Here is a 24,142-nt window from a genome sequence, read left to right as displayed (position 1 = left end):
GAGCATTCACGGCTGGGCTCCTTTGAGAATTCCGCGCATGGCGCATCCAGTCAGGGTGCGGGCAATCTCGGCAATGTCCTCTGCCGTCTGTAAGCGGCGTGGCACATACCAAACGGTGAGCCAGTTCAGGGCTCCAAAGAACGGTTTCGTCGCGAGACGCGGTGGAAGATCTATGAAAAGACCAGCGCGGATGCCGTCGTCGATGACCTCGGCGAAGATCTGCTCGTAGTCGTCGCGCAGACGGATGATTGAGCGGAGGGTCTTGGCGTGCCGAGCAGCAGCTGCACCCAGAAGCTCCCGCTCCAGGCCGCGGACAGCAACCTTCTGCATCGACAGGTCTTCCATGAGGATCGTTGCATGACGCAACGCCATGGCTTCCAGCCGCTCGGCGGGGTTGCCCACACCCTTGGCGATGGGCTCAATCTGGCGAGCCAGCTTCTCCATGGCGGCGATCTGCACGTCGAAGTACAGCTCCGCCTTGCTGCGGTAGTAGTGATAGATCCGTCCCTTGGTGGCCCCTAGCCGCTCGGCCACAGCATCGATGGAGGTCGCTGCAAAGCCGAATTCCATGAAAACTTCGGCTGCCGCACGGACAATCTCATCCCGCGCCTCATTTCCGGTCAGTGATATCAGGGATGAAGTGTCGGCATCCATCAGGCGCTCCGTGTTTCCAAGGCTTCGCCCTGCCCCGCGGCAGCAGCGTCCTCGACTTCTTTGCGCACGGCGCGGGACAAGACAAGGCGCTGAACCTCGGATGTTCCCTCATAGATCTCCAGCACGCGCTGGTCGCGATAGAGGCGCTCGGCGACGTTCGGCTTGCAATAGCCGAATCCGCCCCAAATCTGCACGGCGGCGTCCGCCGCCCGGTGGGCGACCTCAGACGCATAGAGCTTTGCCATGGCACCGAGATTGGCCACATCCCGCCCCTCATCATAGGCCTTGGCAGCCTCGTAGAGCATCATGCGAGCCGCGGAAATCTCCATGGCCATGTCGGCGAGCTTGAAGCCGATGCCCTGATTGTCGATGATCGCCTGTCCGAATGCCTTGCGCTCGACAGCACGCCGCGAGGCTTCACGATAAGCGGCAAGTGCCAGACCGAGGGATTGGGCCGCGACCATCACGCGGCCCACGTTGAGGGTCTGAAATGCCAAACGCAGGGCTCGATTGACCTCTCCGATCCGCGCCTCGTCCGGCACAACGATATCGAGCCTCAGATTCGATGTCTGGGTGCCGCGAATACCCATCTTGTCAGAGAGTTCGTCGACAACTGCGCCTTCCTGCTCCTTGTCGACCATGAAGGCCGAGATGCCGCGACCACCGGCCGACGGGTCGGTCTTGGCGAAAACCACGTAGTACCGGGATGCCCCGCCATTGCCGATCCAGTACTTTTCGCCCCTGATCCGCCAGCCATCGCCCTCGCGCACGGCGGTGGCCGTGACGGCGGCGGCATCCGAGCCCGCCTCCCGCTCCGACAGAGCGAAACTTGTTGCGACTCCCCGGGTCATCTCGCCGAGATAAAGCTGCTTCTGATCCTCACGTCCCGCGAGCAGGACCGGGAAGGCTCCAAGCTGATAAGCGCAGAGAATGGCTGCGGTGGAGGAGCAGCCCGAGCCGACCCGCTCGACCACTGCGACAGTCGACGTCAGGCTCGCGCCCTCGCCGCCGTAATCCTTCGGGATGAAGAGGCCTGCCAGCTTGTTGTCCACAAGCCGGCGTACATTCTCCCACGGATAGCGCTGCTCCCGGTCGAGTTCCTCAGTCAGGGGAGCGAAATGCTCGTCGGACAACTGCGCGGCCAGAGATTGCCAGCGCTGCGCTTCAGCGTCCAGGGCAGGCTGCCAGATAACCGTCATGACTTAACTCCTCTCAGGAATGGATTTGCCGACTGGCGTCACGCGTCGGATGAATATATTTCGCAACGGCGCAACAACTCCGAATAGGCCGTTGGGTAGGAAGGCGAGCGTGAGGATGAGGACACTGCCGAGGATGATCTTGTCCACATAGCCGCCAAGGGAGAAAAACTTCTCCTGGATCTGGATCAACGCAACCCCGAGCAGAGGGCCGAGCAGAAGACGGCGGCCCATCACCACGACGGCGGTGAGCATCAGGATGAGGAAGTAGGTCTCCAGCACGTCCGCACTGATGTAGGCCCGCTGGTACGCATAGAGCCATCCAGCCGATGCCGTAATCGGGGCGGAGACCATGAAGACCTGGAGCCTGATGCGTTGCGGGTCGACGCCGGATGTGACTGCGAGGCGCTGGTTGAGGTGCACCATCATGGCCGCCTGCCCCAGCTTCGCGCGGCGGAAGGCGGACACGAGATAGATCGCCACCAGCAGCAGCAGATAAGCAACGGGCCAGAGTTCCTGATCATTGCGGGCCGTGAAGCCCAGCCACGACAACTCGAAGGCCGGAATGCCCCGGAGGCCGTCGGAGCCGCCGAGGAAATCCCAGTTCTGGGCAACGGTCGCTGCCACCACCGCAACCGCATAGGTCACCAGGGAAAATACGAACTCACGCAGTTGCAGGGTCACAAGGCCAAGCGCCGCTGCAACCAGCAGCACCATGATAATCGCGCCCGCGAGCGAGAGGATGGGGCCGAGCCCTGCACTGGCCGAAAGCAATGCAGTCGTATAGGCCCCAACCGCGAAGAAGACGGTGTGTGCGAGGCTGACCTCACCAAGGTCCGACACCACGATGTCGAGCCCATAGGACATGACCGCAAAGATGGCGATCAGCACGCAGGCCGCATAGACCGCACCCGAGCCGCCGAGCAGCGTCGGGACGAAGAAGCCGATGACGGCAAGCGCGGCGAGCAGGATGGTCTTGATCCCGGTCTTCATGCTCATCGTCCTCCTGGGCTGACGGCGAGGCCGCCGGGGCGGATCACCAGAACCGCGATCAGAACCGCGAAAGCGGCGGCCGTGGCATAGGCGGGTGAAACGAAGGCCCCGAAGAAGGCCGTGAAGAGACCAAGCGCTAGGCCGGCCACATAGCTGCCCGTGACGCTGCCGATGCCGCCAAGAACCACGACCACGAAGGTGATGATCACCTCATCGAACCCCATCGACGTGAGGATGGGCGTGCGGGGAGCCACGAGAGCGGCCGCCAGAGCCACCGCCGCGCCCTCGAAGGCAAAGACGCCCAGATACACCCGACGCACATTAACGCCTGCGAGTTGCGCCAGTTGCGGGTCCTCCGCCACCATGCGGGCAAGCCTGCCGACCCGTGTCCGGTCGATCACATATTTCAATGCCGCAAAGAACAGGATTGCCGCGATGACGATTGCAATATCCTGATACGTAAACCAGAGATCGCCCCAATAGATGTCCTTGGTCGAGAACGGCGTCTCGAGGATCTGGCCCGTAGAACCGAAGAACAGCGCCGCCGCGCCATGGAGCACGTAGCCGAACCCGAGGGTGACGATCATGATCGACACCAAATCCTGCTTCAGAGTGAGCTGGAGCATAACCCGCTGCATGACGTAGCCAACTGCGACGCCAGCCATCATGGCGAGGGGAATAGCCACGAAGTACGGGAGCCCCAGGCGGGAGACCCCGTACCACGTCACGAAGGCTCCCAGCATGTACATCTGGCCATGGCCGAAATTGACCAGCCGGGCGACGCCCAGGAGCACAGTCCAGCCGATGGCGATGAGCGCATAGGCATGGCCAAGAACAATGCCGTTGACGAGTTGCTGCGTGAAATTCATGCCACATGCGCTCCGAGATAGGCTTCAGCGATCCGGGGATCGTCCCGCATCTCCGATGCCGGGCCTTCGGCGATGATTCGCCCGCGCTCGATCAGAACAAGACGATCGACCACCTCGATGGCGGCCCTCACGTTCTGCTCCACGAGGAGTACGGTGAGGCCGGAATCCACCAGGGACCGCACGGTTTCGAGAACCGTGGAGACGAGGCGCGGCGCGAGGCCGATGGAGGGCTCATCCAACAGCAGCGCCCTCGGACTAAGCCGCAGGGCGCGGGCAATGCCCAGCATCTGCCGCTCTCCGCCGGAGAGTTGCGAGCCGAGATGGTGCCTGCGCTCGTAGAGACGTGGAAAGAGAGCATAAATCTCGTCGATGGAGTATTGCCTCCGCCGTTGGCGATCGGTGGGCACATCCACGCTCGCCGCGAGGTTTTCCTCCACGCTCATCTGGGCAAAGACGAGTTTTCCCTCGGGGATAAGAAGCAGGCCCGAGCGCACCCGCTCATGAGGCGGAAGATTGGATATATCCCGACCGTCCAGCATGATCTTGCCGGAGACCTTCGGGGATCCGCGCGACCATCCGAGAAGGCCGTTCACGAGAGTGGACTTCCCCGCCCCGTTCGCGCCGACGACGCCGACGAGCTCCCGCTCGCGTACCGCGATGCGCGGTACATCCAGGGCGACGTTGCCGCCATAGGCGATCTTGAGATCGGTGGCTTCCAGAACCGGACGAGTGTTCATTGCGCGCGCCCCAAATAGGCCTCGAGGACCCGCGGATCGGACTGGATCTGATGCGGAGTTCCGGTGGCGAGCAGCCTGCCCTGCTCCAGCACCACGATTTGGTCCGCCACCGACATGATCAGATCCATGTGATGTTCGATAACAACCACGGCCAAACCTTCTTTCTTGAGCGAGATTAGAAGATTGATCAGGTGGGTCATGTCCGCGCCGCCGAGGCCGGCGGCAGGCTCGTCGAGCATGAGGGCCTTGGCCCCGCTCCCATAGGCCAGCGCGATGGAGAGCATGCGCTGGATGCCATAGGGAATATTGGTCGGCTTGAGATCGTGATATGCCTCCGGAATACCGAAGCGGACAAGGCGCTGCTTGGCGTCCTCCACCGCATCTGCTCTGCGGCGCACCTGCGTGAAGGGCAGCAGGGCCGTGGCCAGTAAGCCCGTTCCGTAACGGTCTTGGAGCACCGTCACCATGTTCTCCAGAACCGTCAACTCGTGGAAGAACGCATTCTGCTGGAAGGCCCTCTTCAGGCCCCGCTCAGCCAGGAGATGAGGCGCGATGTCCGTCACCTCCTGGCCATTCAGGAAAACCCGCCCCCGCCTCGTCACAAGGTGGGTGACGGCATCGTAGCATGAGCTCTTTCCGGCGCCGTTGGGGCCAATGATCCCAAGGATCTCGCCTGCGCCGACACTCCAGGTCACCTCGTCGAGGGCAACCAGAGCGCCATAAGTGACGCCAAGGCCCTCGACGCGAAGCACTGGTCCCAACCCACCGGACATCTCACCACCCTCAGTTTGAGGCCGAGCGGACGACGATCTTCTGATTCTCGATCGTAAAGAGCTTGTGGTTCGACTCGAGCTGCCCATTCGCCGCGAAGGACACATCCCCGAATATGGTGCCCTTGAAGCTGCCGCCGCGAATGCGCTTGGCAACAGGCTCCTTGTCGAGGCTCTTCACCTCGTTGGCCGCCATGGCCCAGACCTGAAGGGACGTCGCGCCGAGGGCCATGTACTTATCGGGCGTGTACTTGAACATCTCCTGCGTCTTGGCGACGAATTTCTTGTTCGCCTCATTCGACGCGAAGGGCTCCACATCGGGGAAGTAGATGTCTGCGCCTATCACCCCATTGGCAGCCTCGCCGGCCACCGAGATCACGCTCGGCGCCACAGTGCCAACGGCGGTCACGAGCTGCCCTGGAAGGCGGCTCTGTTTCGCTTGACGAATGAGCGCCGGCATCCCGAGGCCTTCATTGGCGTTGATGGCGATCGTCATCTCGGGATTAGCTGCGCGCACATTGGTCAGCGCCACGCGAAAGTCGGCCTGATTGAATGGGAATTTTTCTTCAGCCACCTTCTCATAGGTGTAGTTGAGCTTCTTAAGCTCGGCTTCGATCGATTCCTGCGCGCCATTTCCGTAGGCGTCGTTCTCGGTCATGAAGGCAATGCGCTTCGCCTTTGTATCGGTGATATACTTGGCGATCACCGCTCCGTCTTGCGAGTTCGAGCTGTTGAGGCGCACCGCCAGCGGATTGCCTTCGCCCGAAAGGATCGGATCGGCCTTCGAGATCGCCGTGATATCGAGGATGTTGGCGCGGTTAATCACCGGCTGCATGGCAAGTGTCACCGGACTGTTCCACCCCTCGATGATGACCGAGACACCCGCGGAAATGAGATCGTTGGCGCGCGACACGCCGACGGCGGGCGTTGACTCGTCGTCCCGAGACAAGATCTCGATCTGGCGGCCCATGACACCGCCCGATTCGTTGATGATCGCCGCCATGGCCTGGATAGCCTGGGTGACGTGCTGCCCCTGTGGGCCCGCACCTCCGCTGAGAGGAAAGATCACGCCGACCTTGATGGGCTGCTGCGCCTGGGCATGCGCCGGACCGGCAAGAGCGAGCGCGCCGAACGACGCGATAGCGAGAGTCTTAAGGGCCTGTGTAGCTTTCATGAACCTTCCTCCTGTTTGTGCGCCGTTATCGGTCTTTTTGTTATGGCGAGTACGATACCGAGGAGTATGTGCGGATGTCAATCAAGTAATCGTGTTTCTAATTTGCGAGAACAAGATCCCATCTTGAACGATCTTGAAGGCAAAATTTAAGAGATACTTGCCAACATACTCATCAGTATGTAATCTTCGCTCGACAATCGGGAGCTGCCATGACAGTCGACGGAGACTCATTCGTGAGGGGAGAACGCAGGGGCGCGGTCCTGCTCCTCGTCATTGATCGTCCAGCCGCACGCAACGCACTCAACCCGACCGTTCTCACCAAGCTCGCGGAGGAGCTAACAGCGGCCGACCGGGATCCGGCAATTCACGCAGTGGCCCTCACCGGCGGGCCCAAAAACTTCTCGGCGGGCGCGGATATCGACACGCTTGCGGGCCATTCCCCTGCAAGCTACCTCGCCTCTCCGACGCGCCGTGCCTTCGAAACCATCTTCCGTGCCGAGAAGCCCATCGTGGCCGGCGTAACCGGCTTCTGCCTCGGTGGCGGATGCGAGGTCGCCCTTTCGTGCGACCTGATCGTTGCCGGCGACAACGCGCTTTTCGGACAGCCGGAGATCAATCTCGGCATTATCCCGGGCGCTGGGGGCACGCAGCTCTGGCGGGAGCGCACAGGTGCTGGCCCGCAGGTGGAGGCCGCCCTACTCGGCCATCTCGTCGATGCATGGACCGCCCGACGCATCGGCCTCGTCGATGAAGTCGTCCCTGCGGAGCGGATCGTGGAGGCCACGGTCGATAAGGCTTTGGTTGTAGCATCGAAAGCGCCGCTGGCCAGCCGTACGGCGAAGGCTGCTCTTAGGGGCGCAGGGGCCATGAATTTGCACGCGGCGCTCACCCATGAGATCGGCCTCATGGCGGGGCTTCTCGGAACCGAGGATGCGCAGGAGGGCACGCGGGCCTTCCTCGAAAAGCGCCGCCCTCTATATCAGGGGCGTTAGATGAGCGTAGCCCTGCACCGGCTACAACTGCCGGACCAAGCAGCCGACTTGGAAATTCTCGCTCAGGTGAAGCGAAGCCTGCGCGAGGCGGAACATGCAATAGCGCTCGTCATCTCGGGTTCGTTCGCCGGAGAGGTCATGGACGCCAAGGCCCATGGTGACCTGATCGGCCTCCTGCTCGACGCTCCGCTCCCGGTCTTTGCGCTGCCCTCCAGCCCTATCGGACAACGCGGCCTCGCGATCCTTTTGACCGCGGACCATATCGTCCTCGGGCCAGAGGTGATGATGAACGGTGAGTGGCGCACGAGCCCGGGTCTTGCCCCCCTGCTCCATTATAAGCTCGGCGCCCCGCTCACACGCGCGATCGTCTTCAATCCATCAGCTGACCTTTTCGCAAAGCTTGTGGAGCATGGGCTCGCAATCCGTGCGAGCGATCCCGATTCTTGCCTTAAGCAGATTGCTGGCGTCCTGGGAGGCGGCATCGGACGCCGCCTCAAGCGCACCCTCAAAGCCTCAGGCGAGTTGCCCCTGAAAGAGGCCCTCGGCTTCGACCTCTGGTTTGCCAAGCCCCAACCCGTGAGCGCCCCATGAGCACCGATCCACGCTTCGACGGTCCCGGGCCGGATGAGACCTGGCGCTCCGCGTTGGCGGAAGGCCGTTTCCTGCTGCAGCAATGCCGCGGATGCAGTACATGCCGCTTCCCTCCCGCTCTCGTCTGCCGTCACTGCGGCTCGCCGGATCTCGCCTGGAAGGAGGCATCTGGACGAGGTTCCGTTTATTCCTCGACAACCGTGCGCGACCGTGAAGGCAACTACAACGTCTCCCTTGTCGATCTCGCAGAAGGGGCGCGCATGATGAGCCGTGTGGAGAGTGCCAATGCCGATTCGGTTCACATCGGCATGAAGGTCGATGCGCGCATTGTCCGGGAGCCGGAGCCCATGGTCGTGTTCGTCCCGGCCGAGGGAGATGCCTCATGAGCCGTTCTCTTCGTGGCAGCGCCGCTGTTGTGGGCATCGGCAACACCAAGCGCTGGAACGCACCCGGTCGCTCCCCTTTCGATCAGTTGCAGGAAGCAGCGATCCTCGCGCTGGAGGATTGCGGCCTCGGCCTCAAGGACGTGGATGGCCTCTTCTGCGCAATATCATCGTCAGGCCTGCCCGTTCTCAACGTCGCGGAGCGTCTAGGACTTTCCGTGCGCCATGCGGATGGCACGATGGTGGGTGGGGCCTCGTTCCTTTTTCATCTCCAGAGCGCCGTTGCGGCCCTCGAACACGGCCTTTGTGACGTGGCGCTGATCTGCTACGGCTCCAACCAGCTCAGCGCGGGCGGGCGGCTCGTCTCCATGCCCGACCCGCAGCCTTACGAGGCTACCTACAAGCCTCGTTTTCCGATTTCGAGCTATGCCCTCGCTGCCGCCCGGCACATGCATGAATTTGGCACCACCCGCGAGGACCTCGCCGACGTGGCCCTCGCGGCCCGGGCCTGGGCGAACCTCAATCCGGACGCTTTCGCCCGGGGACCCTTGACCCGCGAGGAAGTACTATCCTCGCGCATGATGAGCGACCCGATTACCCGGGCGGATTGCTGCCTCATCACCGATGGCGGCGCTGCCCTTGTGGTGACTCGCGCCGACCGGGCGCGCGACCTTGCCAAGCCACCCGCCTATGTTCTGGGCACAGGCGTCGCCGTCAGCCATCGGCAGATCGCCGCCATGCCTGACCTCACTACCACCGCAGCCGTTGAATCGGGCCGCAGGGCCTACGCAATGGCCGGTATTGGGCCAGCCGAGGTTGATCATGTGATGGTCTATGACGCCTTTACGATCACGACGCTTCTGTTTCTCGAAGACCTAGGTTTCTGCCCGAAAGGCGAAGGGGGAGCCTTCATCTCGAGCGGAGCCATCGCGCCGCGCGGTACGCTGCCGGTGAACACGAATGGCGGCGGCCTTTCCTGCAATCATCCGGGAATGTACGGCCTTTTTACCATCATCGAAGCCGTGGAGCAGCTCCGCGGCGCCTGCGGCGAACGGCAAATTCAAGGGGCTGAGGTCGCTCTCGCCCACGCCAATGGAGGCGTTCTCTCCAGTCAGGCGACGGCGATATTCGGCTCGGCAGCAACACTTTAATACCAGAGGAGAAAGCCACCATGCCGGGAATGCTGGAAGGCAAGGTTGCCATTATTACGGGCGCAGGCCAAGGCGTCGGGCGCGCGATTGCAGAAGGTCTCGCCAAAGCAGGCGCGAGCGTGGTCATCAACGATGTGGGCGTCACTCTCACCGGGGAAGCGGAGAATGCCTCCGCGGCTGAAGAGGCGGCTGCCGCCATCCGTGGAGCGGGAGGCCAAGCCGCCGCCAACCGCGACTCGGTTGCCGATTGGACGAGCGCCCAGCGCATCGTGCAGACGGCCCTCGATGCATTTGGACGCGTCGACATCGTCGTGAACAATGCCGGAATTCTGCGTGATGCGATCTTCCACCGCATGGATCCGGATGAATGGCGTGCCGTCATTGACGTGCATCTGCACGGGAGCTTCAACATCAGCCGTGCCGCCGCCACGCATTTCCGGCAGCAGCAATCCGGCTCCTACATCCACATGACCTCGACGGCCGGCCTCATCGGCAATTTCGGGCAGGCGAACTACATGGCCGCCAAGCTGGGGATTGTCGGCTTGTCGCGCGCCATTGCCATGGATATGCAGCGCTTCAACGTGCGGTCCAACTGCATCGCGCCCTTCGCCTGGAGCAGGATGGTGAGCTCCATTCCGACCGAGACCGAGGCCGATCAGGTGCGCGTCGCGAAGCTCAAGCAGATGACGCCCGATAAGATCGCCCCGATGGTAGCCTTCCTCGGCTCGGACGCAGCCAAGACCGTCTCCGGACAGGTCTTCGCCGTGCGCAATAATGAGATCTTTCTAATGAGCCAGCCGCGCCCCCTGCGTTCCCTGCACCGGGGGGAAGGCTGGACGCCGGAGGCTATTGCCGAGCAACTTCCTGGTGCCTTCGGCCCCTCACTCGTCCCGCTCGAGCGCTCCGCAGATGTCTTCTCCTGGGACCCGGTCTGAGTCATGGCAATCGATCCTGAAAAACTCTTCGCTCTTCGGTTCCCCGAGATCCGCCACGCTTACACTTGGCGTGACAGTATCCTCTATGCCCTTGGCACCGGTTACGGCATCGACCACATGGACGAGCGGCAGTTGCGGTTCGTCGACGAGACGAAGCTGCAGGCCGTGCCGACCATGGCGAACGTGCTGGCCTATCCAGGCTTCTGGATGCGCGATCTCGATACCGGCATCGACTGGGTGAAGGTGGTGCATGGCGAGCACGCCATGCGCCTGCACCGTCCGCTGGCACCGGAGGGCGAGGTGGTGGGGCGCACACGTATTGTCGACATTGTCGACAAAGGGCCTGGCAAAGGTGCGCTGGTCTATGCCGAGCGTGAGATCTCAGATGGGGCGACCGGCGAGAGGATAGCGACCCTGCTCCAGACTGTGTTCTGCAGGGGTGATGGCGGCTTCGGAGGCAAAAGCGAGGCTCCCCGGACGCTTCATCCCATTCCGGAGCGGGCACCCGACCACACTATCGACATGCCGACTCAACCCCAGATGGCGCTTATTTACCGGCTCTCCGGGGATTTCAACCTCCTCCACTCCGATCCGGCAATAGCGCGAAAGGCCGGATACGAGCGCCCGATTCTGCATGGCCTCGCCACTTATGGAGTCATCGGGCACGGTCTCATGGCAGCGCTGTGCGATTACGCGCCGGAGCGCGTGGTAGCGCTCGAAGGACGCTTCTCCGCCCCTGTTTTCCCGGGCGAGACCATCAGCATCGACATCTGGCGTGAGAAATCGGGGCAGGCGCTGTTTCGCTCCCGCATCGCAGCCCGCAACGCCGTCGTGTTCAACAACGGTTCTTTCGAATACGCGGCTTAAGGAGAGACGAGTCATGGATTTCCGCCTTACGGAGGATCAACGCGCCCTTCAGGATAGCGCCCGACGCTTTGCACAGAACGAGTTGCCCAAGCTAGCGGCCGAGATCGAGGAGACGTCGCATCCAGTGCCGCATGGCTGGCTGAAGCGCTATGCAGAAATGGGCTTTCTCGGGGTCAACGCCGACTTAGACCTCGGCGGCCTCGGCCTCACCCACCTCGACGCGTTCCTAGTGATGGAGGAATTCGCAAAAGTTTCAGTCGGCGTCGCATTCCCGGTCTTTGAATGCTGCGCAGGCCCTGTCCGAATCGTCGAGCGCCTTGGCCATCCGTCGCTGCGCGAGCGCATCGTCCCCAAGGTCGTGGCAGGCGACATGCTGGTAGCCATTTCCATGTCAGAACCCGATGCCGGAACCGCGCTCACGGATCTCCGCACTCGCGCGCGCATCGAAGGGGACACGATCGTGATCGACGGATCCAAGCGTTGGTGTTCCGGCGCGGGGCACTCGGAAGGCTATGTGGTATTCTGTCGCTTCGACGGCACGCAGGGCGCGAAAGGCATTGGGGCCGTGTTCGTGGACAAGGACACGCCCGGCCTCACCTTTGGGCCGCAGGAGCAACTCATGGGCTTCCGCGGAGTTCCCTCCGCCGATATGACCTTCGAGGATGTACGGGTTCCGCGCGAGCATCTGCTCGTTGGCCCAGGCGGCTTTGCGAGCCTGATGGGCCTCTTCAACATCGAGAGGCTCGGCAACGCCACCATGGCCCTTGGCGTCGCAGCAGGCGCCCTGGAATACGTGACCGGTTATGTTCAGGAGCGCGAGCAGTTCGGCAAGCCTATCGTGGATTTCCAGGCTGTGCAGATCCGCTTGGCCGAGATGGCAATAAAGGTTGAAGCCTCCCGCCTGCTGATCCATCGCGCGGCCTCGAACGTGGATGAGGGCCTGCCCAACGCACGCGAGGCCTCCATCGCCAAATGTTACGCCAATGAAATCACCCGGGAAGTCACCGCAACCGCGCTCCAGCTCATGGGCGGCTATGGCTATGCCAAGGAATACGGCATGGAGCGGCGGCTGCGCGACTCCTTCGGATGGGGCATTGCGGGCGGAGCCATCGACATCCAGAAGGTAAACATCGCGGCCGAACTCGTCGGTCGGCGCTTCGATCAGAGACGGTGAGGCGCATGATGGCCTCACGGACTGTTCTGATCGCCGGCGCCTCGGGCGTGGTGGGGCACGCCGCCGTGGAGCACTTCACCCAGCTCGAGGGCTGGACCACTATCGCCCTCTCCCGCCGCCCCGAGATCTCTCCGGATCGAACCTATCAGCATATCCCGCTTGATCTGCAGGATGCCGAGGCGTGCCGCGCCGCCGTTGCGGCAATGCCAGCGGTCACTCATCTCATTTACACGGCCTTGTATGAAAAGCCAGGTCTGGTGGAAGGTTGGCGCGACCCGGAACAGATGGCCACCAACCTCGCCATGCTGCGCAATCTTCTCGAGCCACTCATGGAGAAGTCGGGCGGCCTGCAGCATGTCAGCCTTCTGCAAGGCACGAAGGCATACGGCATTCACATTCATCGCATCGCCGTCCCGGCTCGCGAGCGCTGGCCGCGCGACCCTCACGACAATTTCTACTGGCTGCAGGAGGATTACCTGCGCGAGGCTTCTTCCAAGCGGGGCTTCGGCATCACAATCTTCCGCCCGCAGGTGGTGTTCGGCGACGTGGTCGGGGTTGCGATGAACCTCACCCCGGTCATCGGAGCCTATGCGGCGATCTGCAGGGAAGAAGGCCTGCCCTTCTCGTTCCCAGGGGGGCCGGCTTATGTGCTTGAGGCCGTAGACGCCCGTCTCATGGCAAAAGCCCTAGCCTGGGCGGCCGAGGCTCCGACGGCACGCGGCGAAACCTTCAACATCACAAATGGCGACGTGTTCGTCTGGCAGAACGTATGGCCCGCCATCGCACGCGCGCTTAGCGTCGAGCCGGGGCCCGATAGGCCCATATCTATGGCGGAGTTCCTGCCCACGAAGGCGGATGTCTGGGATAAGATCGTCGCAAAGTTCGGCCTGAATCCTATCCCGCTCCCGGCCCTGCTCGGGGAGTCCCACCACTATGCCGACTTCACCTTTGCGTATGGGGCACAGCACAGGCCGCCCCCTGCCCTCGTGAGCACCATCAAGATCCGCCAAGCGGGCTTTGCCGAGTGCATCGACACCGAGGTCATGTTCCGCGACCTGTTCGGAAGCCTCGCGGCCAGGCGCATCCTGCCGCCCATACGCGGCGTGCAGGCAGATTCCGCTCAACAGTAGAGCAATGGATCACAGGGAGGACACCATGACCGAAAAGCGCTGGGTTCGGCGACCGGAAGGCTCCAACTGGGGTGATTTTGGGCCCGACGATCAAGTCGGACGCATGAACCTCCTGACCCCCGAGCGGCGCCTTCGAGCGATCCGGGAGATCACCCATGGCGAGACGTTCTCGTTGAGCCTGCCGCTCGATCATCCAGGTGGCAACACCCTTTTCGAGTATCGCAAGGAGCCCCGCTTCTTCTACGAGAAGCGCGGTCCGGCTCATAACTACAATTTCCGGCTCAGCAATGTCTGCGGTTGCTTCTCCGATGTCATATCGGACGACGCGGTGCTGCTCTACACGCAGTATTCGACACAGTGGGACGGCTTGAGCCATGTCGGGCAGCTGTTCGATGCGGACGGCGACGGTATGGTCGAAAAGGTCTATTACAACGGCTATCGTGGTGGCATCGACATCGTGGGGCCGGACGACGCTTCCGAAGGCCAGGGAGCCAAGGCCCTCGGCATCGAGAACCTCGCCATGAGCGGCGTCCAGGGCCGCGGCGTGCTCGTCGACCTGGAGGCCCGCTACGGACGGGAGCGTGCCATCGTCGGGTACGAGGATCTCATGCGGATCCTTGAAGAGCAGCGCTCCAGTGTCGAGACAGGGGACTTCCTCTGCCTCTATACCGGATTCGCCGACCTGATCCTGGAAATGGGCAAGAAGCCCGATAAGGAGGTGCTGTCATCGTCATGCGCCGTTCTCGACGGACGTGACGAGCGCCTTCTCAACTGGATCACGAATTCAGGGGTGGCAGCCATCTGCGCAGACAATTTCGCAGTTGAAGCCTATCCGGCCAAGCCCGGGCCCGGCGACACATACCCTGGGCTGCCGCTGCACAATCATTGCTTGTTCAAGCTTGGAGTTCACCTCGGCGAGCTCTGGTACTTCGCGGAACTGGCCCGGTGGCTGCGCGGCCACGACCGCTGGACTTTCCTCTTGACGGCTCCGCCGCTGAGACTGCCAGGTGCGGTTGGCTCACCCGCGACACCGATTGCGACTGTCTAGACACTAAGACGCTCAGTCACACCCCCCTTGCACACCTCACCGAGACCGCGCGGGATCAATTAGTTCCACCATGGTCACGCCACAAGATGTAGCAACGATAGAGCCTTGAGACGTCTCAGGTAGAAGAATTGGAGGAAGAGGAAGATGCACCGCCAACACCTTTGCGCGACGTTGCTCGGCCTGGCAGCGCTCCTTGGAGCGGGCACTACTCTGAAGCACGTCGAAACCTTCGAGCAGGCGCTTCGCGGCATAGCCGCCGAGCTTGTGCACCCCTGGCCGTCACCTGATCGAGGGTTGAATTCGGGCGGAGGCGGAGGGTTGGCACAGGCGGAACCGGGCCCGAGCACCGATCAGGCCGCCCGGAACAGTTCCGTCTGACGCCATGAGGCGGACGACCGCCGCTCTCGAGGCCTTGCCAGCGCGACCCGCTCCTCGAAGCGCATTTGCGCCTCCTGAAGCAAGCGCCGTTTCCGCGCGTATGGCTGCGTCGCTGCCGTCGCGTCCTGCACGATGGCAGCCGCGGCAGCGTAAAGATCGGCTGTTGCGGCATCCAGACCCGGATCGCGTTCAAACAAGGCAAGCAGGCTTGCCAAGTTCTTTCTCAGCAGAGTCTGCAGATCACCGAGATAGGCCTGCTCTCCGCCGCTTTGAATGGCTTTCAGAATCGGAGCAATCAGGTTGAGCTTCTCGCGGATGGCTTCGTCGAGGGTCTTCTCCGTCATGGATATTCATCTCCGAATAAGGGCCCACCCAGTCCCTGATTCACGCGCAGACAGCGTGCTCTTGCGAGGTTAACCGATCGTTGCCGTGGCGCGCCGCCCAAGATCGAAGGCTCCCTCTGCTCGGTGGCATGAACGGCCCTCGGGCATATTCGCCTGACGACCCAGCCACTGCTGCATTCCTGACCTGTGAGCCACCTTCAAGCTTCCGGCATTTCAACTCCTGTCGTTAACCCAACGGCGATAGGTCCTGCCCTACCGTTCGCAGCTTCCATCACAGCCGCCCGAGACTGCCGCAGGAGTGGGACCGAATGCAGGGACAGGACGATCTCCATGGCCTCCTGTAGCTGACTGTTGCATTCGGATCTTGCATCCTGCTCACCGCTGCCCCATGTCAGCGTAGCCTCTGGGTCCGGGTCCCTCCGGCGAGCGGGTCGCCGCTCGCGATGTCGGACTTCTTCTCTTGCTCCTGCGCCCGCGAGTGCGACCGCAATTGGAGGATCCCACCATGGATTCCGCTGCTTCTCGGACCACCACGACTTCACCTCCTTCAGGCCGGCTCCTTGCCACTGTGATCAGATTGCTGGTCCTCACCGCAGCAGGGGTCGCCTTGCTGGCTGTGATGCTCATCGGGTTCTTCGTTGTGCTCCCTCTGGTGCTGGCCGGCGGCGCAGCGTCGTACTTCTATCTTCGACGTCGCTTGCCTCAGGCACAGCATCGCTCCCGGGACAGCGTGATCGACGCGGAGTACACGGTGATTGATCGCCGGTAGAGTGCGATGGGCTCCTGGCGATATGCGATCTGCCACGGGCCTCGAGGGAGGCTTGTAGCCAACCATGTCTGAATGCCGAGCGCACGATGGACCTGAAGAAGACGCCGCCTGAACCCATCCGAAGATGTGTCAGCCGGGACCTCGCAAACTGACGACCTCGGCTTCGCCTGGATGGCCGGCCAGCGGCTCCAGTGATCAGAATTGTCTGTCCGCTGAATTGTTCTGTGTTTCAGTGCCCGAGGTATGTCCGACGGACGCTGTCGTCGCGCCGCAGCTGATCGGACGCACCCTGCAGGGCCATCTCGCCGTTCTCGAGGATGTAGGCGTAGCTCGATGTGGACAGTGCCACGGCAGCGTTCTGCTCTACGAGAAGGATTGTAAGGCCATCCTTGTTCAGGCGGCCGATGATGCCGAAGATCTGCTGCACGAGTACCGGCGAGAGGCCGAGCGACGGCTCATCCAGAAGAAGCAGCCTCGGGCTTGCCATCAGTGCCCGGCCGATGAGGAGCATCTGCTGCTCGCCACCTGAGAGCGTGCCTGCCCGCTGCTGAAGACGGTCCCTCAGCTTGGGAAAATAGTCGAGGACACGGTCGAAATCGGCACGGACTGTGCTCGCATCCTTGCGCCGATAGGCGCCCATTTCCAGGTTCTCGCGCACGCTCATGTCGCGGAAAACCTCACGACCTTCGGGGACCTGCACCACACCACCTTCGACAACCTTATGAGAGGCCATGCTTTCGATGGGTTTGCCGTCGAAGCGAATGCTGCCGGACTGCACGGGAACGAGGCGGGATATCGTGTTGAGGGTCGTTGTCTTACCGGCGCCGTTGCTGCCGAGGAGCGCGACGATGCTTCCCTCTGGAACGCTCAGCGAAACACCGGATAGGGCTTGGATACGGCCATAGGATGCGGACACGCCGGTGAGCTCGAGCAGATCAGGCATGCGCCATCTCCTGTCCCAGGTAGGCTTCGATGACGGAAGGATCGTTGCGCACCTCGTCGGGCGTCCCCTCCGAGATCTTGGTTCCGAAATTGAGAACTGTAACGCGATCTGAGATCGCCATCACGAGCTGCATGACGTGCTCCACCAGCAGAATTGTAATTCCCTCCCGTCGGCACAGATCCGTGAGCAGCGCATCCAGCGCGGCGATCTCCCGATTCCGGAGACCGGCTGCAGGTTCGTCGAGTAGGAGAAGGCGCGGTCGAATGGCGAGAGCACGCGCCAGTTCGAGAAGCTTCTGATGGCCGAAATCCAGATTGCGAGCGACCGTGTTGCGGTAAGCGGTCAGGCCGGTACGTTCCAGCAGGTGCTCGACATGCTCTACCACGCCGGACGGGCGTGCTGACAAAGCCTCGACCCAGGATTTGCCCGCATGGACGTGAGCGCCAATCATCACATTCTCGAAGACGGTCAGCTCCCCAAACAGCTCCAAGTTCTGGAAAGTTCGGGCAACACCAAGGCCTGCCATTGCGCTTGCAGGTATCTTCGTCACGTCGATACCGTCCAGGATAATACGTCCGGTGGTGGGCTGATAGAAGCGTGAGATGCAGTTGAAGGTGGTCGATTTTCCCGCCCCGTTCGGTCCAATCAGCGCATGAATGGTGCCACGTTTCACGGCAATGTCGAACTTATTTACAGCGGTGAGGCCGCCGAACTTGACTGTCAGGTCGGTGACCTCAAGCAGGTGCTCAGCCACGGCTCATCCTCCCCACCTGATCGCGAATGAAAGCAAAGAGGCCGCGAGGCGCATACATCATGAAGACGATCAGGATTAGACCGTAGATGATCTCCTGATACGAGGGTGTCTGACGCAGGAACTCGGAGATCAAACCGAAAACGATCGCGCCACCCACCGCGCCAACGATGGAGCCAAGGCCGCCAACCACAACCATGGTCAGCACCAGGATCGTGGTTTGAAACCCGAGGCTGTCCGGGTGAATGTAAGTGGAGAAGGTTGCAAACATGCTGCCCGCTATCCCCGCGTAGAAAGCAGACAGGCCGAAAGCAGTAATCTTAGCCCGGCGCACCGGAATGCCCATGGCCATCGCGGCCATATCGGACTCACGCGCTGCTCGGAACGAGCGTCCGACGCGTGAACGCGAGATCACGATGGTCAAGCCAATCATCAGCAGGGCCACGATCACCACGACGGGATACGCCTGCCTATCGGTGAGAATTTCGAGACTGCCGAGGCGGGCTGGGCTGATGCGCAATCCGTTTGGCCCTCCGGTCACCTGATCCCAGTTCAGGAAAACCCATTGCATGGCCTCGCCGAAGGCGAAGGTAGCGAGCGCGAGATAGATGTCCCGCATGCGCAGAGCAACGGTTCCGATCACCAGCCCGACTGCTCCCGCAACCAGACCCGCCAGCAGCATGGACAACGGAAACGGCCAGCCGTAGGCGTTGCCGGCCAACCCGCTCGTATAGATGCCGATGCCGTAGAAGGCGGCATGGGCTAGGGCGAATTGCCCGGTTTCTCCGATCACTAGGTGGAGACCGAGACAGAGCACGATAAAGACCAGGAGAAGATTGGCAATGTAGAGAACATAGCCGGTCACCATGAAGGGGAGGACGACCAGGGCAGCGGCCGCCAAAGCCAGCAGGGCGATCTGCGTGACTGGCATCCTCTCCGGCGTGGCCACGCGCGCCCTTTCTGTGTTGGGTCCCGGGACCGTGATGACTGTCTTATCCGACATGGTCTCAGACCTTCTTGATTTCCACTCGCCCGCCGAACAGCCCCTGAGGACGGATCACGAGCACGAGCATGATCGCGACGAAGGGCGCGAGCACGATGGCACGGGAGGAGATGAATAGGCCGACGAGGTTTTCGATAATGCCGATGAGGAAGCCCCCCACCACGGCGCCGGGCAGGCTCGTGAATCCACCCACGATCGCAGCTGCGAAGCCCAGAGTCACGATTGAGCCCATGTCAGCTGTCATCAGCACCTTGGGCGAAATCAGAAGAGCAGCGATGGCCGAGATGGCACCTGACAGCCCCCAGACGATCATGTGAATACGGGTCAGGTCGACGCCGACGAGTTGCGCCGCCTTTGGATTCATGCCTACGGCGCGCATAGCTCGGCCGATTTTGGTATACTTGAACATCCAGAAGAAGGCCGCCATGACGATAACGGCCGTGGCCAAGATCACGAGATCCAGGGTCGTCACGGCTGCCTGCCCTATCATGATCGATTGCGGCTCGACCACCGGCGGAAAAGATCGTGGCGTGTCACCGAAGCCGGTTTGCCGCACGAATCCTCTGAGCACATAGGAGAGACCGAGCGTCGCGATGACAAGGTTCACCGGACTGCCATTGGCCCGCGCTACCTGGTTCAGCACCAGACGCCGAAACAGAGCCGCTGCAGCATAGGCCGCGAGAATTGTCGCCGGCATGACGATCCAAAGGGGCATGCTCCTGAACACTAGAAGGTAAAGAGCGATATATCCGGCAGCCATGACCATCTCACCCTGCGAGAAGTTCGGCACTTCGGACGTCTTAAAGATGACGACAATGGCGAGGGCGAGCAGCGCATACACGCTGCCAATGACAAGTCCGGAGGCGACACCCTGCTGCAAAAAGAGGAAGACTACGTCGAGCGTCATATTGCCCTCGTTGGCGTGAAAAGACCGCGGGAACGATCACGCTCCCGCGGCAGTGCGGGAGGAGCCTATCCCTTATATTTCCAGCGGCTCTGGAAGGAGCCGGGAATGAGGGTCTGTTGGGCTCCGTCGAACTTCAGGTAGATCGTCGATTCCTGAGCCGCGCGGTCGTTCGGCCCGAACTCGATTGGGCCAGCCATGACACCGGAATCGAACTTCTGGTTTCTCAGGTTGCCAGCCACCTTCTCGCGAGTCGGGTTAGGACCTGCATCCTGCAGGGCTTTAACGACGGACATCGCGGGCGCAATGCCATAAGGCATGTAGGCCTGCGGGTGATCCGGCTTCGCGTCGAGATCGGGGTAGTTCTCCTTGTACATGTCATAGACCCACTTGATCTTGGGGCCACCGGGCACATCCGCGAGAACGTCCTGGACGTAGAAGTTCTTGAGCGCATCCTTATTGCCCACGTTCTCCACAAGCTGAGACATGTTGGCGGTGCCGGTCACCGTTAGAACGATAGGCTTGGTAATACCGAGTTCATGCGCTTTCTTGATAATCAGAGCCGCAGGCTTGGCGTAGGTCGTGATCGCGATCATGTCCGGATTGGCAGCCCGCAGCTTCACCAGAGGAGCGGTCACATCCGTAATGTTCGGATTGATCGACTCTACCGCGAGTTCAACGCCAACCTCCTTGGCGGTCACCTGAGCCGCTTCAAGGTTCCAAGCGCCGTAGGCGTCATCATGATTAATGTAGCCGATTTTCTTGGCCTTCAGGTGCTGCTGGCCAAAATCCACAACGGAGCCGCCCACTGCATATTGAGTGATTGAGAAGGCGCCAAATATATAATCGGTAGGCGGATAGAGAGCGCCGTCCGCGGAAGCGTTCAGCATCACCCACGGAACCTTGCTCCGAACCACGTAATCCTTGGCCGCCACCGCTGCGGCGGAGCATGAGCCGCCGTTGAGCATAAATACTTGATCCTGCTCTACGAGTTTCTTGACCGCCGAGACGAGATCGTTGGCGTTGCAGCGGTCATCTTCGATGACCAGCTCGATCTGACGGCCGTGGACGCCGCCTTCCTTGTTGACCTTGCTGTAATACATCTTCGCCGCGTTGATCACGTCGAAGCCATAGGCCATGTTCGCTCCAGAAAGCGGTGAGAACACGCCGATCTTAATTGTTTTCTCGGTTAGGCCTGGCTCCTGCGCAGCGGCTCCTTCGGAGTGAATGAGGCCGGCCGCGAGCAGCGCCGCTCCAAGCCACACACAAGTTGTCCTGTCTTTCATTTTTTCCTCCCTTTTTAGATTTCACAATGGTTGCATTTGATCGCCACCATTCGCATCGGTGGGAACGCTCGTGATGTACGAAGCCGCCGGATGCATCGGAAAGCATACGGCAGCCAAGTCGCCGTATGGATAAAGACGACCAAGCGGAACGTCTGACGACGCTTTTTCAGCGTCGGCGGAATCACTAGAAAAGCGAGGTTTGGGTACGTCGATCAGGCCCGGGTTGATCGTGTTGACCTTGATGTACTTGGTGGCCACCGTGCGGGCGAGCGCTTGCGCTATCGCATTGCTGTAATCTGCTAGCGTTCGGCAACCCGCAGCATTAATGCGTTTGGCGCTACCAGTCACCGGCACAAATCCCCGGGTCTCAAACGTCACCGTTTCCTCCAAAGGCGATCAGGTGCCGCCATTGGATACAATCGAGCAGGTCCGGCACGACTTTGTCAATAATTCTTAAGCGGATGCAGAAGAATCTTATCCACTCCCGTCCCAGCTGTTTCTGCTCCCTACCCGGCCATGACAGCAGTTCTACAGAAATCAACTTTTCCCTTGGCCAATTCTCTTGTGAGAGACCCGGTTTAGTAAGCGAAGCCATATCCCGCTGAAGAATCCGTATCACGATGCCGCGTGCCGTCCGATGACATAGCCGAACGTCAGCGCTGGCCCGAGAGTGATGCCAGCACCGGGATACGACCCGCTCATGATCGAGTTGATGTCGTTGCCGCAAGCATAGAGGCCTTCAATTATCTGGCCACGGGTGTCACGCACTTGGCCGTCGGCGTTGACGTCCAGCCCCATTGTTGTGCCGATATCGCCGGGGAATATCTCGACCGCGTAAAGCATACCTTCAAGCGGCTTCAGGCACTGGTTCGGCTTATGATCCGGATCCCCGAGAGCGGTCTGGTAGGGAGTCGATCCCTTGCCGAAGTCGGGATCAGTCCCTTGAGCTGCAAACCCGTTATACCGATTGATCGTCCTTTTTAGTGATCCGGCGTCGATACCGCATGTCTCAGCCAATTCCCCTACACTCCGGCCGCGCTTGAGATAGCCAGACTTCAGATAGGGGCGGATCCGGCCTGGGAAACAGGGAACCGCCCCCAATCCATAGCGGCGTAGGGAAGCGTGATCGCAGATCAGGAAGGCCGACCTCTCGTTTTCGTCCAGCAGCTTTTCCACCAACCCTTGCACGAAATCATGATAGCTTGCCGCCTCGTTGGTGAAGCGCCGGCCATCATGGCCGACCGCAATGATGCCAGGCTTCGCGCGGTCCATGAACAGGTGAGGAAACGGCCGCTTTGAACCATCGGGCTGCGGAATTAATGAGATCGGCGCCCAAGAAGCGGCATCTGAGTTGGTGGTCACGAATGCGGCACCAATCGCCTCGGCGGCGGCAATCGCTCCACCCGTATTTGCTGAAGGTGACATGCTGTAGTGAGGTAAGCCACGGCGGACATGCTCAAACCTCTCAGCGCGGCGCTTGGCATCGTGAGGGAAGCCGCCGCTGGCGAGGACTACGCCCTCCTTGACTGCGATCGCCTTGTTGCCATGGTTCGTGCGCACCATGGCACCTGTCACGCGGCCTGCCCCATCTCGCTGGAGCGACACGAGTTCGTGCTCGGTGAGAAGTGGTATCTTCAAGGCGAAAACTGTCTCAGCCAATCGGCCCGCGACCGCTGCACCCAGACTCAACCGTGTGTTGCGTCCAACAACCACCTTGTCCCTGAAATATCGAAGCACCTGCTTGGTGGCATGCACGAAGGACGGCCACTCACGCGTCATGCGCACAAAATGAAAGAGGTCCGCGCGTCCAAGTTGCATGCCGCCGAGGATGGTGAACTCTTTGATTGGGGGGCGCAGCCGGGTCAGGTTTTTACCCAACGCCCTACCGTCATATTCCAGCGCATCCAGCACACGCCCCCCGAGCGCAGCGCCTTCCTTGTCCGGATGGTAGTCCGGCGAATAAGGACGATGGGTCATCTTCAACGCAGTGTTCTTGTTGAAGAAGTCTATGGCTTCAGGACCGTTTTCGAGGAAAGCGTCAACCAGTTCCGCATTGAAGCGATTTCCGGTTTCCAACTCAATATAGCGACGGGCCGCCCTGCGATCGTCCTCCATACCGGCCGCACGCATGATCGGATTATCCGGCACCCAGATCGCGCCGCCGGATACCGCCGTTGATCCGCCGAAGTACTCGGACTTTTCGATAATTACAGGCTTCAGGCCGGCATGAGCTGCGCTGATCGCGGTCGCCAGTCCGGCCGCGCCGGAGCCGACAACCAGAAGGTCACACTCGGCAGGGAACACTTCTTCAGTCGACATGCACAGGCTCCTGCCTGGGGAAGCGCCCGATGGTCCAACCGCCGTCGACGGCAAGGACTTGGCCCGTGACAAAAGACGACTCATCCGAGGCGAGGAACCGCACAGCACGGGCGACGTCGAGCGGTGTGCCCGCCCGTACAAGTGGGGTCTGCTCGATCATAATTTGGCGGCGCCAGGGCTCTGACCGGATGCGCTCAGCAGTCAGGGGCGTTTCGATAAGACCAGGGGCAACAGCATTCACGCGGATACCGGAGGGTCCGAAATCTGTCGCCATCTGGCGCGTCATGCCAACGACCGCAGCCTTCGACATCGAATAGGCCGCCGAGTTATAGGCCCCAATCAGACCGAAGACCGAGGCCGTGTTCACGATCGCTCCGCCGCCTGCACGGATCATCAGCGGAACTCCCCAACGGGACAACGCGAAGGCGCCCTTGACGTTGATGTCGAAATAGCGCTGCAGATCCTCATCCGTAGTCTCGACTGCATGCGAGCCGCGGCCGATACCAGCATTGTTGACCAGAATAGAAAGCGTGAGGCCGCTCTCGGAAAGCTCGGCGCCAAGCTTGGCGGCAAGTCCCGGATCGGTCACGTCGCCTTGTATCGAGATCACACGGGATCTGCGGGCTGCGAGAGCGTTGATGCCGGCCTCTTCGCGATCGACCGCGATCACCGTCGCGCCGGTGGCCACAAGACCTTCGGCGATGGCTTCACCGATGCCTTGGCCCGCGCCGGTCACAATGGCGGTGCGACCTTCAAGAGTCGTGATGTCGAAGCTCATGAC

The 24,142-nt window shown here is 61.3% G+C and carries 26 protein-coding genes; 10 read left to right on the top strand and 16 right to left on the bottom strand.

Annotated features, from left to right (window positions below; genetic code table 11):
* Nucleotides 1-6: 6 nt before the first annotated feature.
* Genes AC0QTX_RS19935 through AC0QTX_RS19905 form a run of 7 tightly spaced genes read right to left on the bottom strand, consistent with a single transcriptional unit; the run spans nucleotide 7 to nucleotide 6,393 of the window.
* Nucleotides 7-654 carry a TetR-type transcription factor C-terminal domain-containing protein gene (locus tag AC0QTX_RS19935; protein WP_474605565.1) on the bottom strand — a complete coding sequence of 216 codons (648 nt, stop codon included), beginning with the start codon at nucleotides 652-654 and terminating at the stop codon, nucleotides 7-9.
* The gene (locus tag AC0QTX_RS19930) at nucleotides 654-1,853 is read right to left on the bottom strand and encodes an acyl-CoA dehydrogenase family protein (protein ID WP_474605564.1); all 1,200 of its coding nucleotides are present in this window, start codon (nucleotides 1,851-1,853) and stop codon (nucleotides 654-656) included. Before AC0QTX_RS19930 ends, AC0QTX_RS19935 begins: the two co-directional genes overlap by 1 nt.
* A gap of 3 nt (nucleotides 1,854-1,856) precedes the next feature.
* Entirely contained in the window at nucleotides 1,857-2,849 is a 993-nt protein-coding gene (locus AC0QTX_RS19925; protein ID WP_474605563.1) for a branched-chain amino acid ABC transporter permease, read from the bottom strand.
* Nucleotides 2,846-3,712: a branched-chain amino acid ABC transporter permease gene (locus AC0QTX_RS19920; RefSeq protein WP_474605562.1), complete on the bottom strand. Its 867-nt coding sequence runs from the start codon at nucleotides 3,710-3,712 to the stop codon at nucleotides 2,846-2,848. The genes AC0QTX_RS19925 and AC0QTX_RS19920 overlap by 4 nt, the downstream gene beginning before the upstream one ends.
* Entirely contained in the window at nucleotides 3,709-4,449 is a 741-nt protein-coding gene (locus AC0QTX_RS19915) for an ABC transporter ATP-binding protein (RefSeq protein ID WP_474605561.1), read from the bottom strand. The genes AC0QTX_RS19920 and AC0QTX_RS19915 overlap by 4 nt, the downstream gene beginning before the upstream one ends.
* The gene (locus tag AC0QTX_RS19910; RefSeq protein ID WP_474605560.1) at nucleotides 4,446-5,222 is read right to left on the bottom strand and encodes an ABC transporter ATP-binding protein; all 777 of its coding nucleotides are present in this window, start codon (nucleotides 5,220-5,222) and stop codon (nucleotides 4,446-4,448) included. Before AC0QTX_RS19910 ends, AC0QTX_RS19915 begins: the two co-directional genes overlap by 4 nt.
* 10 nt (nucleotides 5,223-5,232) lie before the next feature.
* Nucleotides 5,233-6,393: an ABC transporter substrate-binding protein gene (locus tag AC0QTX_RS19905; RefSeq protein ID WP_474605559.1), complete on the bottom strand. Its 1,161-nt coding sequence runs from the start codon at nucleotides 6,391-6,393 to the stop codon at nucleotides 5,233-5,235.
* Nucleotides 6,394-6,602: 209 nt separating this feature from the next.
* On the opposite strand from AC0QTX_RS19905, the gene AC0QTX_RS19900 reads away from it, so the two are divergent.
* Genes AC0QTX_RS19900 through AC0QTX_RS19860 form a run of 9 tightly spaced genes read left to right on the top strand, consistent with a single transcriptional unit; the run spans nucleotide 6,603 to nucleotide 14,664 of the window.
* Nucleotides 6,603-7,385, top strand: a complete 783-nt coding sequence (locus AC0QTX_RS19900) for an enoyl-CoA hydratase/isomerase family protein (protein ID WP_474605558.1) — start codon at nucleotides 6,603-6,605, stop codon at nucleotides 7,383-7,385.
* Entirely contained in the window at nucleotides 7,386-7,976 is a 591-nt protein-coding gene (locus AC0QTX_RS19895) for a hypothetical protein (protein ID WP_474605557.1), read from the top strand. It abuts the gene before it with no gap.
* Nucleotides 7,973-8,362 carry a Zn-ribbon domain-containing OB-fold protein gene (locus tag AC0QTX_RS19890; protein ID WP_474605556.1) on the top strand — a complete coding sequence of 130 codons (390 nt, stop codon included), beginning with the start codon at nucleotides 7,973-7,975 and terminating at the stop codon, nucleotides 8,360-8,362. Before AC0QTX_RS19895 ends, AC0QTX_RS19890 begins: the two co-directional genes overlap by 4 nt.
* Nucleotides 8,359-9,510 (top strand): thiolase, encoded by a 1,152-nt coding sequence (locus AC0QTX_RS19885; RefSeq protein ID WP_474605555.1) that lies wholly within the window; start codon nucleotides 8,359-8,361, stop codon nucleotides 9,508-9,510. The genes AC0QTX_RS19890 and AC0QTX_RS19885 overlap by 4 nt, the downstream gene beginning before the upstream one ends.
* Before the next feature lie 20 nt (nucleotides 9,511-9,530).
* Entirely contained in the window at nucleotides 9,531-10,445 is a 915-nt protein-coding gene (locus tag AC0QTX_RS19880) for an SDR family NAD(P)-dependent oxidoreductase (protein WP_474605554.1), read from the top strand.
* Nucleotides 10,446-10,448: 3 nt separating this feature from the next.
* A complete protein-coding gene (locus tag AC0QTX_RS19875; RefSeq protein WP_474605553.1) occupies nucleotides 10,449-11,312 on the top strand; it encodes a MaoC/PaaZ C-terminal domain-containing protein in 864 nt (287 codons plus the stop codon).
* A gap of 13 nt (nucleotides 11,313-11,325) precedes the next feature.
* Nucleotides 11,326-12,486: an acyl-CoA dehydrogenase family protein gene (locus AC0QTX_RS19870; RefSeq protein ID WP_474605552.1), complete on the top strand. Its 1,161-nt coding sequence runs from the start codon at nucleotides 11,326-11,328 to the stop codon at nucleotides 12,484-12,486.
* A gap of 5 nt (nucleotides 12,487-12,491) precedes the next feature.
* Nucleotides 12,492-13,616, top strand: a complete 1,125-nt coding sequence (locus AC0QTX_RS19865; protein WP_474605551.1) for an SDR family oxidoreductase — start codon at nucleotides 12,492-12,494, stop codon at nucleotides 13,614-13,616.
* A gap of 25 nt (nucleotides 13,617-13,641) precedes the next feature.
* On the top strand, nucleotides 13,642-14,664 hold the full coding sequence (locus AC0QTX_RS19860) for a cyclase family protein (RefSeq protein ID WP_474605550.1): 1,023 nt from the start codon (nucleotides 13,642-13,644) through the stop codon (nucleotides 14,662-14,664).
* A gap of 350 nt (nucleotides 14,665-15,014) precedes the next feature.
* Here the strand turns inward: AC0QTX_RS19860 and AC0QTX_RS19855 are convergent, their stop codons facing one another.
* Nucleotides 15,015-15,386 carry a hypothetical protein gene (locus AC0QTX_RS19855; protein WP_474605549.1) on the bottom strand — a complete coding sequence of 124 codons (372 nt, stop codon included), beginning with the start codon at nucleotides 15,384-15,386 and terminating at the stop codon, nucleotides 15,015-15,017.
* 505 nt (nucleotides 15,387-15,891) lie between these two features.
* On the opposite strand from AC0QTX_RS19855, the gene AC0QTX_RS19850 reads away from it, so the two are divergent.
* Complete coding sequence (locus AC0QTX_RS19850; RefSeq protein WP_474605548.1) at nucleotides 15,892-16,155, top strand: hypothetical protein; 264 nt, start codon at nucleotides 15,892-15,894, stop codon at nucleotides 16,153-16,155.
* A 229-nt stretch (nucleotides 16,156-16,384) separates the two neighbouring features.
* Here AC0QTX_RS19850 and AC0QTX_RS19845 read toward each other — a convergent pair whose 3' ends face one another.
* The 8 genes from AC0QTX_RS19845 to AC0QTX_RS19810 form a co-directional block, all read right to left on the bottom strand.
* Entirely contained in the window at nucleotides 16,385-17,098 is a 714-nt protein-coding gene (locus AC0QTX_RS19845) for an ABC transporter ATP-binding protein (protein ID WP_474605547.1), read from the bottom strand.
* A complete protein-coding gene (locus AC0QTX_RS19840; protein WP_474605546.1) occupies nucleotides 17,091-17,852 on the bottom strand; it encodes an ABC transporter ATP-binding protein in 762 nt (253 codons plus the stop codon). Before AC0QTX_RS19840 ends, AC0QTX_RS19845 begins: the two co-directional genes overlap by 8 nt.
* On the bottom strand, nucleotides 17,845-18,852 hold the full coding sequence (locus AC0QTX_RS19835) for a branched-chain amino acid ABC transporter permease (RefSeq protein ID WP_474605545.1): 1,008 nt from the start codon (nucleotides 18,850-18,852) through the stop codon (nucleotides 17,845-17,847). The genes AC0QTX_RS19840 and AC0QTX_RS19835 overlap by 8 nt, the downstream gene beginning before the upstream one ends.
* A 4-nt stretch (nucleotides 18,853-18,856) precedes the next feature.
* Nucleotides 18,857-19,759: a branched-chain amino acid ABC transporter permease gene (locus tag AC0QTX_RS19830; RefSeq protein ID WP_474605544.1), complete on the bottom strand. Its 903-nt coding sequence runs from the start codon at nucleotides 19,757-19,759 to the stop codon at nucleotides 18,857-18,859.
* Between the two features lie 65 nt (nucleotides 19,760-19,824).
* A complete protein-coding gene (locus AC0QTX_RS19825) occupies nucleotides 19,825-21,042 on the bottom strand; it encodes an ABC transporter substrate-binding protein (RefSeq protein WP_474605543.1) in 1,218 nt (405 codons plus the stop codon).
* A 21-nt stretch (nucleotides 21,043-21,063) separates the two neighbouring features.
* Nucleotides 21,064-21,420: an SDR family oxidoreductase gene (locus tag AC0QTX_RS19820; protein WP_474605542.1), complete on the bottom strand. Its 357-nt coding sequence runs from the start codon at nucleotides 21,418-21,420 to the stop codon at nucleotides 21,064-21,066.
* Nucleotides 21,421-21,657: 237 nt separating this feature from the next.
* Nucleotides 21,658-23,361, bottom strand: coding sequence for an FAD-dependent oxidoreductase (locus tag AC0QTX_RS19815; RefSeq protein ID WP_474605541.1), 1,704 nt, complete (start codon nucleotides 23,359-23,361; stop codon nucleotides 21,658-21,660).
* The gene (locus tag AC0QTX_RS19810; RefSeq protein ID WP_474605540.1) at nucleotides 23,351-24,139 is read right to left on the bottom strand and encodes an SDR family NAD(P)-dependent oxidoreductase; all 789 of its coding nucleotides are present in this window, start codon (nucleotides 24,137-24,139) and stop codon (nucleotides 23,351-23,353) included. Before AC0QTX_RS19810 ends, AC0QTX_RS19815 begins: the two co-directional genes overlap by 11 nt.
* Nucleotides 24,140-24,142 lie beyond the last annotated feature (3 nt).

Source organism: Microvirga sp. jy35 (assembly GCF_056148915.1).
This window is presented reverse-complemented; position numbering and strand designations above follow the sequence as displayed.